The organism is Bacteroides sp. RCH18, assembly GCF_058231005.1.
The window spans coordinates 2,066,465-2,081,658 of sequence record NZ_JBIPTC010000002.1 but is presented as its reverse complement, the minus strand read 5'-3'; the positions used below and the strand labels follow the sequence as shown (position 1 = coordinate 2,081,658).

At 48.5% G+C, this 15,194-nt stretch carries 7 protein-coding genes; all 7 read left to right on the top strand.

Annotated elements, in window-relative coordinates:
- The 7 genes from ACHLI0_RS23315 (at position 1) to ACHLI0_RS23285 (ending at position 15,193) form a co-directional block, all read left to right on the top strand.
- On the top strand, positions 1-3,084 hold the full coding sequence (locus tag ACHLI0_RS23315) for a SusC/RagA family TonB-linked outer membrane protein (RefSeq protein ID WP_490750136.1): 3,084 nt from the start codon (positions 1-3) through the stop codon (positions 3,082-3,084).
- Positions 3,085-3,096: 12 nt separating this feature from the next.
- A complete protein-coding gene (locus ACHLI0_RS23310) occupies positions 3,097-4,872 on the top strand; it encodes a RagB/SusD family nutrient uptake outer membrane protein (protein WP_490750135.1) in 1,776 nt (591 codons plus the stop codon).
- Between the two features lie 4 nt (positions 4,873-4,876).
- The gene (locus ACHLI0_RS23305) at positions 4,877-8,026 is read left to right on the top strand and encodes a SusC/RagA family TonB-linked outer membrane protein (RefSeq protein WP_490750134.1); all 3,150 of its coding nucleotides are present in this window, start codon (positions 4,877-4,879) and stop codon (positions 8,024-8,026) included.
- Between the two features lie 25 nt (positions 8,027-8,051).
- On the top strand, positions 8,052-9,857 hold the full coding sequence (locus tag ACHLI0_RS23300) for a RagB/SusD family nutrient uptake outer membrane protein (RefSeq protein WP_490750133.1): 1,806 nt from the start codon (positions 8,052-8,054) through the stop codon (positions 9,855-9,857).
- Between the two features lie 35 nt (positions 9,858-9,892).
- Positions 9,893-11,818, top strand: a complete 1,926-nt coding sequence (locus ACHLI0_RS23295; RefSeq protein WP_490750132.1) for an arabinan endo-1,5-alpha-L-arabinosidase — start codon at positions 9,893-9,895, stop codon at positions 11,816-11,818.
- 515 nt (positions 11,819-12,333) lie between these two features.
- Positions 12,334-13,473 carry an aldose epimerase family protein gene (locus ACHLI0_RS23290; protein ID WP_490750131.1) on the top strand — a complete coding sequence of 380 codons (1,140 nt, stop codon included), beginning with the start codon at positions 12,334-12,336 and terminating at the stop codon, positions 13,471-13,473.
- Between the two features lie 25 nt (positions 13,474-13,498).
- Positions 13,499-15,193 (top strand): sodium:solute symporter, encoded by a 1,695-nt coding sequence (locus tag ACHLI0_RS23285; RefSeq protein ID WP_490750130.1) that lies wholly within the window; start codon positions 13,499-13,501, stop codon positions 15,191-15,193.
- Position 15,194: the final 1 nt, after the last annotated feature.

Genomic DNA, 15,194 nt, shown 5'->3' with positions numbered 1-15,194 from the left:
ATGAAGAATTTTATACTGATACTCTGCCTCGCCACATTCAGCCAATGGGTGTATGCGCAGAACAAGCAGATCACCGGACGGGTAGTTGATACCAAAGGCGAAGCCGCCATTGGTGCAAGCATACTTGAAAAAGGAACTACAAACGGAACCATTACCGACTTTGACGGTAACTTCAAACTGACGGTCGGACCGAAAGCCGTGTTACAAATCAGTTATATCGGCTATAAGACACAGGAAATTCCTGTAGCCAACAAGACGAAACTGAATATCACCATGGAGGAAGACACGGAAGTGCTGGATGAAGTCGTAGTGGTCGGTTACGGTGCGCAGAAGAAAGAGAGTGTGGTAGGTGCCATCTCACAGGTTTCTTCCAAAGAACTGTTGAAATCTCCGGCAGCCAACATTTCACAGGCGATTGCCGGTAAGATTTCGGGTGTAATCACTTCTCAGACTTCCGGTGCGCCGGGAGCTGACGATATGAAGATTTATATCCGTGGCCGTGCTTCTTTCGCAGGAGACAACCAACCATTGATTCTGGTAGACGGCGTAGAACGTGAGTTCTCACAGATTGCTCCGGATGATATCGAATCGATCTCTACGTTGAAAGATGCTTCCGCTACTGCCGTATATGGTGTACGTGGTGCAAACGGTGTGATGCTGATTACAACGAAGCGTGGTAAGGAACAGAAACCGACCGTCAGCCTGACCGCCAACTGGCAAATACAGTCCCCTACCCGCCAGGATACTTATCTGGATTCTTACAATTCGGTTGTATTGCTGGAAGAAGCGCTGGCTAACGACGGACTGCCTTCTCAATATTCGGCATCCGACATCGAAATGTATAAAAGAGCCTCAGCCGGACAACTTAGCGGAATCGATGCCCTCCTCTACCCGAATGTAGACTGGTATGACACCGTTTTGCGCAACAGTGCACCGGCACAACGCTACAACGTCAATATACAGGGCGGTACCAAACGTATGCGTTACTTTACTTCCGCCGAATATTATAACCAACAGGGATTGTTCAAGGAATTCAGTCAGGACGAATACGGAAACAAGTCAAACTCCAGCTTCAAGCGTTTCGCTTTCCGTGCCAATCTCGACTTCCTGATGACCAAAGACCTGACTCTTTCCGTCAACTTCGGGACACGTTTCGAAGAACGCAGAGGCCCGAACTCGAATGAATCGAGAGACGGAACTTACAGTCAGGCATTTTATGAAATGAATCATACACCGGGATGGTTGTTTCCGGTATCCTATACCGTAGGTGAAGGTGAAGACCAAAAGACATTGTACAGCGGCAGTTCACAATATCAGAATAATATTGTGGCCCGTTTTGCCAAAGCCGGTTTCTACCGCTCCACCAATACGATCAATGAAACAAATTTCATTGTGGATTATAAGATGGACTGGCTCACCAAAGGGCTGGCAGCAAAGGGAATGGTATCTTTCGACTACGACGCTTACTATAGGCGTGCTTTCAGTGCCGACTTTGCCACTTATGAGTTGAATGACCGTACTAACTACAATTCGATAGACGCCTATACCCAGTTCAATACGGACACGGAACTTGCTTATCTGGGCAATGATCAGACTACTACTTATAAACTTTACATGGAATTCCAGCTGAATTGGGCACGTAAATTCGGCAAACATGACATTACCGCTATGGCACTGTACAACCAGAATGACTACCGTTATCAGGCAGACCTTGCCGAACGTTACCAAGGACTGGTAGGGCGTGCCACATACGGCTACGACGACCGTTACCTGGCAGAAGTCAACTTCGGCTATAACGGTTCGGAAAACTTCATGCGAGGCAGACGCTTCGGTTTCTTCCCTTCTTTCTCCGTAGGATGGAGAATCAGCAACGAAGCTTTCATGAAAGGAACGGAGGAGTGGCTGAACAATCTGAAGATCCGTGCATCCTACGGTGAAGTAGGTAACGATGTATACAAAGTGAATGGCGTAAAACAACGTTTCCTGTATCAGGCAGTGTGGACACAGATAGCCAACGACTATCACTTCGGAACAACCGGATATACCGGTATCTATGAAAGCCAGTACCCTAACTATGCAGTGACTTGGGAACGTGCTCACAAATACAACCTGGGACTGGAATTTGGTTTATGGAACGGACTGCTGAACGGTAATATCGACGTATTCTACGAAAAGAGAAACGATATCCTGACTCCTTATCTCACCCGTCCGCAATGGGTAGGCGTCAATATGGCTGCCGGCAATCTGGGAGAAACCAACAACAAGGGTTTCGAAATCGAACTGAAACATGCGAACCATATCGGAAAGGACTTTACCTATAATGCAAGTCTGACTTTCTCACACGCCCGCAATGAAATCCGGAACATGGACGAACCCGCCACAAAGACAGCTTATCGCAAGCAGGAAGGTCATCCGATCAACCAATACTTCGGTCTGGTGTGCGATGGTTTTGTAACCCAAGCCGACTTGAACAATCCCGATTTTCCGGTTTCTACTTTCGGCAATGTACAGGTAGGCGACCTGAAATACCGTGATATGAACGGAGACGGATTTATCGACAGCCGTGACGAAACATTTATCGGCTATAGCGATGTTCCCGAAAACACTTACGCCTTGTCTCTGGGATGCGAATACAAAGGCATCGGATTCAGCATCATGTTTCAGGGAGTAGATCATGTTTCCAGATATTATGATGCGGAAGCAATGTACGCTTTCGTGAATGGCGGTAAGGTAAAAGAACATCATCTGAACCGCTGGAATCCCAATCAGTCGGAAGCATACAACCTTACCCATGCCAGCTATCCGCTGCTCCATTATGACAGCTACGGCGACCATAACCAGCGTAAAAACTCGTTCTTCCTGAAAAACGGTAACTTCCTTCGTCTGAAGAATATCGAACTAAGCTACTCGCTTCCGACCCGATGGATCAGAAAAGTAGCCATGAACGAATGCCGCGTCTATGTAAATGCAAACAATCTCATCACGTGGGATAAACTGGATGGTCTTTGCGATCCGGAAAGTGAAGGTTCCAACCGTTACCCGATTATGAAGACTGTGAACTTTGGTGTAAACATTAAATTCTAACAGATATAAGACATGAAAAAGACAATCATATATACTGCCTTTTGGTTGGCAACCGCCGGAATCGCCCTGACTTCCTGTGAAGACATATTCGGTGGTTTTCTGGACAAACAGCCCAGCAACGAACTGACAGAAGAAGAGGTATTCAGCCAATGGACTACTACCCGTGAGTTCCATTTCGATACTTACAACTTCCTGCGCCACGGTGCCTGCCGCATCAACAACTCATGGATGGATGCAGCTACCGACTTAGCCGAAACCAGCTACGCCAGCGGCGGCACGCGTACAAGTTTCAACATCGGTAACTATTATGCCAGCGGTGCCGCCACTGAACTTACCGGCACATGGGAACACTATTACCGGGGTATCCGTAAATGCAATATGCTTTTAAAGAACATCGACGACGTGCCCAAAGCTACGGACGATTCGGAAGAAGCACACGCTACCTATGTGAAACAATACAAGGCGGAAGCTCATTTCCTCCGTGCTTATTTCTACTGGGAAATGTTTCTCCGCTACGGTCCCGTCCCCTTGGTTACAGATGTACTCGATCCGGACGGAGACTTGCTGAGCAACTATACCACCCGCCCTTCCCTGAAAGAATATGTAGTTGACTTCATTCTGAAAGAACTGAAAGATTGCGAAGAAGGATTGATGGATAAAGCCACTTCTGCCGAATCGGGCAATCCCGGACGTATCAGCCAGCCAATGGCACGTGCACTGTATTCACGTGTCATGCTCTACATGGCAAGCGACCGTTTCAGAAATGAATCGGGTATCAGCTGGCAGCAAGCCGCCGATGCAGCGCAAAGCTTCATGACAGATTACGGAACGCTCTACGGACTCTACACGACCGACACCGACCCGAAGACATGCTATACCAACGCCATCCTGAAGAACGCACATGACGAGAAAAATAATGAAACGATCTTCTGGCGTAATGATGTGGCTGTAGGATGGGGAGCGATCTATAACGATACGCCTGTAGGCGAAGGCGGCAACGGAGGTTTGTGTCCGTCACAGAATTTAGTGGATATGTATGATATGGCGAACGGACAGTCTCCTTTCAGCAGTTATGATGAAACCGGTGCCCCTGTTTATAACGAAACAGCCACTCCGGCCATCAACAATGCCAGCGGATACAAGAGCAATGATCCATACAGCAACCGTGACCCACGTCTGGCGGCTACCGTACTCTACAACGGTGTGAACTGGGGTAATGGCATCATTAATGTACTCAAAGGACAACGGGATAACCCGCAAGGAAATGCCAATGCAACACCGACCGGATACTATACCCGCAAGTATATTCCGGAAGTGATCCTGAACAACAACCATACCGGCAGCAACTACCGTAACTGGATTATCATCCGCTATGCAGAAATCTTATTGAACTACGCAGAAGCCTTGAATGAAGCCGGCGGTTCACGCTCGGACGTACTGAACGCCATCCAGCCTCTCCGCAACCGTGTAGGGATGACTGCCAAACTCACAGACCGCAGCGATCTTCAGACCATTGCCGACCGCCGCAACTTCATCCGCAAGGAACGTACCGTCGAACTCGCTTTTGAAGATCATCGCGCCTGGGACGTACGTCGCTGGAATGTAGCGGAAAAAGCATTGGCACGTCCTATCTACGGAATGGAGATTACCAAGGAAAACGGAAAGTTTGTCTATACACGTAAAGTTGCCCAGAACCGGGTATTTACAGAGAAAATGTATCTCTACCCGATACCGGAAGGAGAAGTATGGAAAACGAATATCGAAAACAACCCGGGTTGGAACAATTAACTGAATGAATATGCAACCGATGAAATTAAATAACATACAGACAGGATTCAAAAGAATCCTGCTCACCGTAGCCGCAGTTTTCATGCTGGGCAATGGATGGGCGCAAGATGCTAAAGTCCTGAAAGGACGAATCGTAAATGCAGAGGGTGAACCTATCGCAGGTGCGGTGGTCAACGTAGCGGAAGCAAGCCGCATCGCACTCTCGGACAAGGACGGTTTCTTCACTTTGAAGAATGTAAAACCTGCCGACGAGCTTTATGTAAGCAGCGTAGGTTATCTGCCGACAACAGCCATTGCCGACTTTGAAGAGAACTTCAAGATTGTCATGGATGCCGACCTGGATGAATATGCTCATACGACTCCGCTTCCTTTCAATCGCAAACCCAAGAAGTTTGTGACAGAGTCCACCTCCATCGTCACCGGAGAAGAACTGGAAAAACATCCGGTAACCGTTCTTCAGAATGCGTTTACCTCCACTGTCACCGGTGTAGAGACGTATGAGGCGCAATCCGAACCGGGATGGAGTGAAACGGCTATGTATATCCGTGGCATCCGTACCATGAATGCCAGTGCACGCAGTCCGCTGATCATCGTTGACAATGTGGAACGTGACCTCTCATTCCTCGATGCCTACCCTATTGAATCGATTACGATATTGAAGGATGCCGCCGCCACTGCTATCTATGGAATGCGTGGAGCCAACGGCGCAGTACTCGTAACGACCAAACGCGGAGAAACCGGTAAGACTAAAATCAACTTCACACAAGAAGTCGGCTTCCAGACCATTGCCGGAATTCCCGAAAGCCAGAATTCTTATAACTATGCGCTGAGCCGTAATCAGGCACGATATCTGGACGGATTAAGTCCCGAATATTCCGATGAAGACCTGGACTACTACCGTCGTGTCTGCAACGGTGAGCAACTGGAAGGAATGGCAAAATACAAATACTTCAATACGAACTGGCACGATACCATGCTACGGGATGCAGCTCCGCAATACCGCACCAACCTGTCTGTCAGCGGCGGTAATGCACGTGCGCGCTACTATGTCTCCTTCTCTTATCTCCGCCAGGAAGGTTTGTTCGACACCAAATGGACGGAATGGAACGAAGGCTACAGCACACAGGAAGTATTGAACCGCTACAACCTGCGTTCGAACATCGACATCGATGTAAACAAGTTCCTGAATGTATCGATGGACTTGGGCGGACGTATCGACAATATCTCCCAACCGGGCATTGACGTATGGAACCTCTTTACCTGGGGAGCCGGCGAAAACCTTCCGGTGTATCCCGTATTCTGCCCGAACGGTGAATTCTTTATGCCGACCAGCAGCGACAGTAAAAACGGTGCCGCACAAATCGCCGGACGTGGTGTGGAACAGAACCGCCGCCGTAACCTCTATACAACCGTAACGGCTACCGGAAACCTGGATGCCCTCGTTCCCGGACTGAAAGCCAAGATGACGTTCAGTTTCGACTCTTACGAAACATTCCAGAAGGTGCAGCAAGCCGATGTCAATGTCTACTACTATAACTATATGGCTGATGTCAACGACCCGTCGGAATATACATACCAACGCATGAGAACATACAAAGCATTGCCCAATGCCACCACTTCTCCACGCGACTATTACTATAATCTCAATATGAACGGCGGACTGGCATACGAACATACCTTCGGTAAACATACCGTCAATGCTCAGGCTTTTATCCGTACTTATCAGAATGTAGTACGCGGACAGGAATCATCCAACCGCTACCTTTCTTATAATGCACAGGCTACATACGTATATAACAACCGGTATATCCTTTCCGGTAATATCTCCCGCATGGGCAGTGACAATTATGCAGACGGCGAACGCTTCGGAACATTCCCCGGCGGTTCCGTGGGATGGGTACTTTCCGAAGAATCATGGCTGAAGAACTCGTTCGTGAATCTCCTGAAACTCCGTGCTTCTTACGGACGGGCGGGACAAGCTGTGACAGGTGTCAGCCGCTACCCGTACCAAGGTACATTCACCGAAGGAAACGGTTATAATTTCGGTACTTCCCAATCTTACACGGAGGGTGTATATGAATCGACAGCTGGCAACAAGAATATCAAATGGGAAATCTCGGACATGGCAAACTTCGGCGTTGACTTCGACTTGTGGAACAAGAAAATCTACGGTTCCGTAGACTTCTTTAAGGAATGGCGTTCCAATATTCTGGTATCCCGTTCCACCGTGCCCGGCTTATTCGGTGTAAACGCCCCGCAAGACTCTTACGGCAAGGCCGAAACGAAAGGTTTTGAAGTCACTTTAGGACATAGCAACCGGATCGGTGATTTTGAATACTATATCGACGGTATGCTGACCTTCAACACCAACAAGATCACCGAAATGGATGAACTGACTCCCGATTACGCTTATCAGGCAAGAACCGGCAACCGGATCGACCAGAGCCAGCTCCTAATCTGGAAACAATGGGCCAGTAATCCCGACCTGATTCCGGAGTCTTATGAAGACGCTGTTGCCAATCCTCAGAAATATCCGTGGAACGCTGCCGGTAAATACAAGCTCGGCAATGCCGTATTCCAAGATACGAATGGCGACCGTAAAATAGACAGCTACGACAAAGTACCGACCGGATACACGAATATTCCGGAATTAATCCCGACCATCCGTTTAGGTTTCAGCTGGAAAGGCTTCGACGCACGTGCCGTGCTGACCGCTTATCTGAACCGCACCGTTCCCTGCCGTGAGAATATGGACTATGGCTTCGGCTGGGGAGGTACTTCCACTCACGAAATCACCAATACATGGGGATATTATACCGATGATCCGACAGACCCGCGCAATATCAACGCCAAATATCCGCGTCTGTCTACCTCCTTCAGCGACCTCGACCGGAACTATCCGTACAATGAGTCTACCATCTGGGTAGTCAATGGAGATTTCCTGTCATTGCGGAATGTGGAAGTCGGCTACTCACTTCCTGCACGATTGATTTCTAAAGTCAATATGACGAAATGCCGTCTTTACTTCAGCGGATACAACCTGTGCAACTGGAGCCATCTGCCTAAAGGCTTTGATCCGGAAAACCCGACCAACTATATCTGGGCATATCCCAAGACACGTTCATTTACGTTCGGTGTGAATATCGGATTCTAATCATTCAATAAAACAGCAAAGAATTATGAAAAGAATATCAACTTATATAGCTACTCTGGTCCTCGCACTCGCAGGCAGTTCGTGCAGCGACTACCTCGACAAAGAGTACGACGCCTCCTTGTCTGAAAAGAAAGTGTTCAATAACCAGAACCTGACACGTGAGTTCCTCGCCAACATCTACACGAATCTGCCGGACGGGCTGGCGCCATTGTCGGACGACCAGTTCACAGGTGCTTCACGCGACTGTATGACGGATAATGCAGTGACCTGCTGGGGACTTCATTATTATACAAAGATCGGCAGCGACGGATACACCGCCGGCGACCATCCCCTGCTGGGTTTCTGGAACACCGACTTATACGGGATTCGGAAATGTAATATGTTTCTGAAGAACGCCAAGGCATCCGTAGTAGGAAATACGGAGAAAGACGGTGACGACAACCGCCTTTACGACCGTTACTGTGCAGAAGCCAGACTGCTTCGCGCTATCTTCCATTTCGACTTAATCTGCTGGTTCGGCGCTGCCCCTGTCATTGCGGAAGATGAATCCGGCGAACCGATTATCTTCGACTTGTCCGATCCTTCGGCAATGAACATGTCCCGTACTCCCGCTGCCGAAGCACTTGAATGGGTAGCCGACCAATGCGACCAGATTAAAAACCAGCTCCCTTTCCGCTACAGCGATGAAGCATCCAACTGGGGACGTGTCAACGGAGCCGCCGCTTATGCTTTAAAGGCAAGAGCCCTGCTCTACCGTGCTTCCAAGCTGAACAATCCGGACGGCAACACCGCATACTGGGCGAATGCGGCACAGGCAGCAGCCGACTTCATCACTCAGAATAACAAGCAAGGTTCCCCTTACCGACTGTACAATACGGGAAATCCGGAGAATGACTATTACGAATGTTTCACGACCAATCCGGTATACAACAATGAAATTATCCTTGCACGCTCCGTATGGAATACCAATCAGGTAGAAAAAGTATTCCTGCCGGTAGGCTTTACCGGTTCCTTCTCCGGAAACGGACGTACCAACCCGACACAGAATCTGGTGGACGCTTACGAAATGAGCAACGGCAAACGGATCGATGAGAACGGCAGTACCTATGATGCCGCCAATCCGTACAAAGACCGTGACCCGCGTCTGGCACAAACCATCTTCTATCAGGGAATGATGTGGGGACGTGCCGACAAAGAAGAAAGACGTGCCATCGATGTACGCTACAACTCGGATGCGGACAAAGGAGTGGATTACACCTCAGCCATGGGAGGCACCTACACCGGATACTATCTGAAAAAGTTTGTGAATAACATTTCCTGCAAAGAACCGGCCACCTATCCTCACGCATGGATGATTTTCCGTTATGGCGAAATTCTGCTGAATGCCGCCGAAGCCTATAATGAAGCGGAAGGTCCTGCCAAGGCATACAGTTACATCAATGAGGTACGCGCCCGTGCCGGTATGCCGGCCTACGCAGATATGTCGCAAAGTGAACTCCGCGAACGTATCCGCAACGAGAGACGCATCGAACTGGCTTTCGAAGATCATCGTTTCTTCGATGTACGCCGCTGGAAACTATATGACAATGTAACCTCTACGGGAGAAACTGGAAAGCCCCGTTACAACCAGTTGCTGAATCTTTATGGAGTGAAAGTGACCAGCAGCGCAGATACTCCCTCTTATACCTTCGGACTGGCAGAAACGGTCAATTCACGCACGTTTGTCAATCCCAAGAGTTACTACTTCCCGATACCTGCCAACGAAGTGAAACGGGCACCCAATCTGGGACAGAATCCGGGATGGGACACCGGAAGCGCTTCTAACGAATAAACATCAAAATGATCTAAAAAAAGAAAGACTGAGATATGAAATACTTAAAGACCATCTATCTTCTACTCTGTTGCACGCTCGCCCTAGCAGCGTGCAGCGACGACGATGAAAACTCCGCATCAGGAGCTTTAAGCATCACAACGCCGGCATATACGAATGTGGGGTATAACAAAGTTACCTTATCCGCCAATATCAGCGGAACGGAAGGAGTGAATATCGTCAAACGGGGATTCTGCTACGGCACGGCATCCCATCCGGACATTTATGACACGACCTCCGAAGTCAGAGGATCGGAAATCAGTACGACCCTGACCGGCCTGACTCCACAGACAAGGTACTACGTAAGAGCCTTTGTCACCCTTTACAACGAAGAGCCCAGATACTCGGAGGAAACTTCTTTCACGACTCCCGCCGAGACACTGAGCGATGAACTGGCAGCGTACGAAGCGCCTACATATGTAGACGACTACACAAGTTTCTCTGCCTGGAGCAATCGTTATGACTGGAACCTTGCCAACGTACACGACCCTACGGTAATGAAAGCCGATGACGGATATTACTATATGTATCAGACAGACGCTTCTTACGGCAACGCGCACAGCGGAAACGGACACTTCCACGCACGGCGTTCCAAAGACCTCGTCAACTGGGAGTACCTGGGAGCAACCATGAGTGAAACGCCCCCGACATGGATCAAAGAAAAGCTGAATGCCTACCGTCAGGAGATGGGACTGGAACCGATTGACAATCCGTCTTACGGATACTGGGCACCTGTTGCACGAAAAGTATCGAACGGAAAATACCGTATGTATTATTCCATCGTAATCACGAACTACATCCAAACCGGAAAACCGGAGATTGAAAACAACGGCAACTTTGACGGTTCATGGACCGAACGCGCATTTATCGGACTGATGGAAACTTCCGATCCGGCAAGTAATATATGGGAAGACAAAGGATTCGTTGTCTGCTCTGCCAGCGATAAGGGAAAGACGGATTATGGGCGCAGCAGCATCAATGACTGGGAAGGGTATTTTAAAATCAATGCGATCGACCCTACTTATATAATAACGGAAAATGGCGAACACTGGCTGATCTATGGTTCATGGCACAGCGGTATCGCTGCCCTACAGGTAAATCCGGAAGACGGCAAGCCGCTGAATGCTTTGGGAAATCCCTGGGACATCACGGGGGAAGACAATTCGGGTTATGGAAAGATAATCGCCACACGTGGCACCAGCCGCTGGCAGGCATCCGAAGGTCCCGAAGTGATCTATCGTGACGGTTATTACTACCTGTTTCTGGCTTACGGTTCACTGTCGGTAGAATACAACACACGTGTCTGCCGTTCCAGAAACATCGACGGTCCTTATGTAGATATACACGGCAATTCCGCTATGGGCAGCGCGCAACTATATCCGATACTGACTGCTCCTTACCGGTTCGACAACAGCTACGGCTGGGTCGGTATTTCCCATTGTGGCATCTTCGATGACGGAGCCGGCAACTGGTTCTATACTTCACAAGGACGTTTCCCCGTGAACGTAGGCGGCAATGAATACTCCAACGCCATCATGATGGGACATGTACGCAGCATCCGCTGGGATGCCAACGGCTGGCCTCTCGTCATGCCCGAACGTTACGGAGCCGTTCCGCAAGCACCTATCACGGAAAATGAAATAGCCGGAGACTGGGAACATCTGGCATTGACCAACAGTACGGGCACCCAACGAACGTCCGAAACGATGACTTATGATCTCGGTACGCATAAGATAACTTCCGGCAGCTGGAAGAATGCTACATGGACATTTGATGCAGCGACTCAGACCATCACGACAAGCGCCGGAGTAGTACTCTATCTGCAACGCGAAGTCGACTGGGAAGCCAGTCCGCGAACACATACGATCGTGTATGCGGCGCAGGGTAATCAAAAGACGTATTGGGGGAAGAAACTCCAATAACCCTCTATAGAAAAATAAATATGTGTTTTGCTGTCACCGTCACAAAGCAGAGCATAACTCTCTTATAATGAAGAAGTAAAGCAGTGACAGCAACTAGTGACAGCACTGTGATGGCAATTTTTGCCGTCACAGTGCTGCTATATCTACCGGACTTTGCCGACAGGTCATGCGTAGGTTCATTCGTTTCCATATGCCGGAACCAACGGTTCCAAGCGGATGAAACTCTAGTTTCAAGCAGAGGAAACTTTAGTTTCAAACTGAAGAAACTTTAGTTTCAAGCTGGTGAAACTCTGGTTCCAAGCCCCAAAAACTATTCAGCTCTATATAGAAAGAGAAAATGCAATATAACGATCCCGCTCCGAAGACAGGAGCATGCGATAGTTTTATACGTAACAGTAAAGTTCTTATCCTTTTATGTTGCACAACATATAAGAGTGTATTTGATACACCAAACAAAAGTGTTACTTTTACACCCAAAATAAGATAAGCATCTCATTTACATTAAAAATAAAACCATGAAAAAACATTTTCTACTTGCAGGTATTGCCGCGCTGATGCTCTTTGCGTGCAATAACAAGCCGGCTTCCGAGCTGACTTTATCCGGTCTTGACCCGGCAAAATTTCAAACAGAAGTGAATAATGCCCAAACAGCTCTTTATACCTTAAAGAATAAGGCGGGTATGGAAGTATGCATCACTAACTTCGGCGGACGCATCGTGTCCATCATGGTGCCCGACAAGAACGGCAAGATGCAGGATGTAGTTTTAGGTTTTGACAGCATTGCTGATTATATTAATGTACCCAGTGATTTCGGTGCTTCTATCGGCCGCTACGCCAACCGCATCAACCAAGGGCGTTTTGTACTGGACGGAGATACCATCCAACTGCCGCAAAACAACTTCGGCCACTGCCTGCACGGAGGCCCGAAAGGATGGCAATACCAAGTATACGAAGCCAACCTTATCAATCCGACAACACTGGAACTGACTCTTATCTCTCCGGACGGTGACGCGAATTTCCCCGGAAATGTGACTGCTAAAGTAACCTATCAACTGACAGATGACAACGCCATCGACATCAAGTACAGCGCTACTACCGACAAAAAGACAATCATCAACATGACCAACCACTCTTACTTCAATCTGGCTGGTGATCCGTCAAAAACATCGACAGACAACATCATGTATGTAAATGCAGATTACTATACTCCGGTAGACAGCACCTTCATGACAACCGGCGAAATCGTTCCGGTCAAAGATACTCCGATGGACTTCACTACTCCGAAAGCGGTAGGCAAAGATATCAAGGATTACGACTTCGTCCAACTCAAGAACGGCAACGGATACGATCACAACTGGGTGCTCAACACCAAAGGTGACATCTCGCAGGTAGCTGCCAGACTGACGTCTCCCGAAACCGGAATCACGTTGGAAGTATATACCAACGAACCGGGTATTCAGGTATACACAGGTAACTTCCTCGACGGAACCGTAAGCGGAAAGAAAGGCATCGTTTACAACCAACGTGCTTCTGTCTGTCTCGAAACACAACACTACCCCGACAGCCCCAACAAAGCCGACTGGCCGTCCGTTGTGCTGGAACCGGGACAAACGTACAACAGCGAATGTATCTTTAAATTCTCGACAGAGAAATAATATTAACTTATAAATCAAATTTATTGTGGAAGCATTAGATTGGCTAGTAATTGGAGTCTTCTTCTTGGCTCTGATAGGTATTATTGTTTGGGTAGTCAGACAAAAACAAAATGACTCGGCAGATTATTTCTTAGGCGGACGTGACGCAACATGGCTTGCGATCGGTGCCTCTATCTTCGCATCAAACATCGGTTCGGAACACTTGATCGGACTGGCGGGAGCAGGAGCTTCAAGCGGTATGGCGATGGCTCACTGGGAAATTCAGGGATGGATGATCCTGATTCTGGGATGGGTATTCGTACCTTTCTATTCACGAAGCATGGTATACACGATGCCGGAATTTCTGGAACGTCGTTACAATCCTCAGTCACGTACCATCTTATCGGTCATCTCACTGGTAAGTTACGTATTAACCAAGGTAGCAGTGACAGTATATGCCGGCGGACTAGTATTCCAGCAAGTATTCGGCATCAAGGAACTCTGGGGAATCGACTTCTTCTGGATTGCCGCTATCGGACTGGTAGTTCTCACTGCCCTATATACAATCTTCGGTGGTATGAAATCGGTACTTTATACTTCTGTACTTCAGACTCCGATTCTTCTGTTAGGCTCGTTGATTATCCTTGTGCTCGGTTTCAAAGAACTGGGAGGCTGGGACGAAATGATGAGAGTGTGCGGTGCTGTGACGGTCAATGATTACGGTGACACCATGACCAACCTGATCCGCAGCAACGATGATGCGAACTTCCCTTGGCTGGGTGCACTTATCGGTTCTGCCATTATCGGTTTCTGGTATTGGTGTACTGACCAGTTCATCGTACAACGTGTACTTTCCGGAAAGAATGAAAAAGAGGCTCGTCGCGGTACTATCTTCGGCGCTTACCTGAAACTGTTGCCTGTATTCCTGTTCCTGATTCCGGGTATGATTGCTTTCGCATTACATCAGAAATATATCGGTGCCGGTGGCGAAGGTTTCCTTCCGATGCTTGCCAATGGTACTGCCAACGCTGACGCCGCCTTCCCTACCCTGGTAGCTAAATTGCTTCCTGCCGGTGTGAAAGGTCTGGTAGTATGCGGTATCCTCGCTGCCTTGATGAGCTCGCTGGCTTCACTGTTCAACTCATCTGCCATGTTGTTTACAATCGACTTCTACAAACGCTTCCGTCCGGAGACTCCGGAAAAGAAACTGGTAGGTATCGGTCAGATAGCAACTGTAGTGATCGTAATCCTCGGTATTCTCTGGATTCCTATCATGCGCAGCGTAGGTGATGTACTTTATACTTATTTGCAGGACGTTCAGTCTGTATTGGCTCCGGGTATTGCCGCTGCCTTCCTGCTGGGTATCTGCTGGAAACGTACTTCCGCACAAGGTGGTATGTGGGGATTGATCGCCGGTATGGTCATCGGTCTGACTCGTCTGGGTGCCAAAGTATATTACAGCAACGCAGGTGAAGTGGCAGATTCTACCTTCAAATACTTGTTCTACGATATGAACTGGCTCTTCTTCTGCGGATGGATGTTCCTGTTCTGTATCATCGTAGTCATCGCAGTCAGCCTTGCCACGGAAGCTCCGACAGCTGAAAAGATTCAGGGACTGGTATTCGGTACGGCAACGAAAGAACAAAAAGCGGCTACCCGCGCAAGCTGGGATCACTGGGATATCATTCATACAGTAATCATCCTTGCTATCACAGGTGCCTTCTACTGGTATTTCTGGTAAT

Coding starts and splice junctions, on each gene's coding strand:
- ACHLI0_RS23290 (WP_490750131.1), top strand. CDS start 12,334: ATGAAAAAACATTTTCTACTTGCAGGTATTGCCGCGCTGATGCTCTTT.
- ACHLI0_RS23295 (WP_490750132.1), top strand. CDS start 9,893: ATGAAATACTTAAAGACCATCTATCTTCTACTCTGTTGCACGCTCGCC.
- ACHLI0_RS23305 (WP_490750134.1), top strand. CDS start 4,877: ATGAATATGCAACCGATGAAATTAAATAACATACAGACAGGATTCAAA.
- ACHLI0_RS23315 (WP_490750136.1), top strand. CDS start 1: ATGAAGAATTTTATACTGATACTCTGCCTCGCCACATTCAGCCAATGG.
- ACHLI0_RS23310 (WP_490750135.1), top strand. CDS start 3,097: ATGAAAAAGACAATCATATATACTGCCTTTTGGTTGGCAACCGCCGGA.
- ACHLI0_RS23300 (WP_490750133.1), top strand. CDS start 8,052: ATGAAAAGAATATCAACTTATATAGCTACTCTGGTCCTCGCACTCGCA.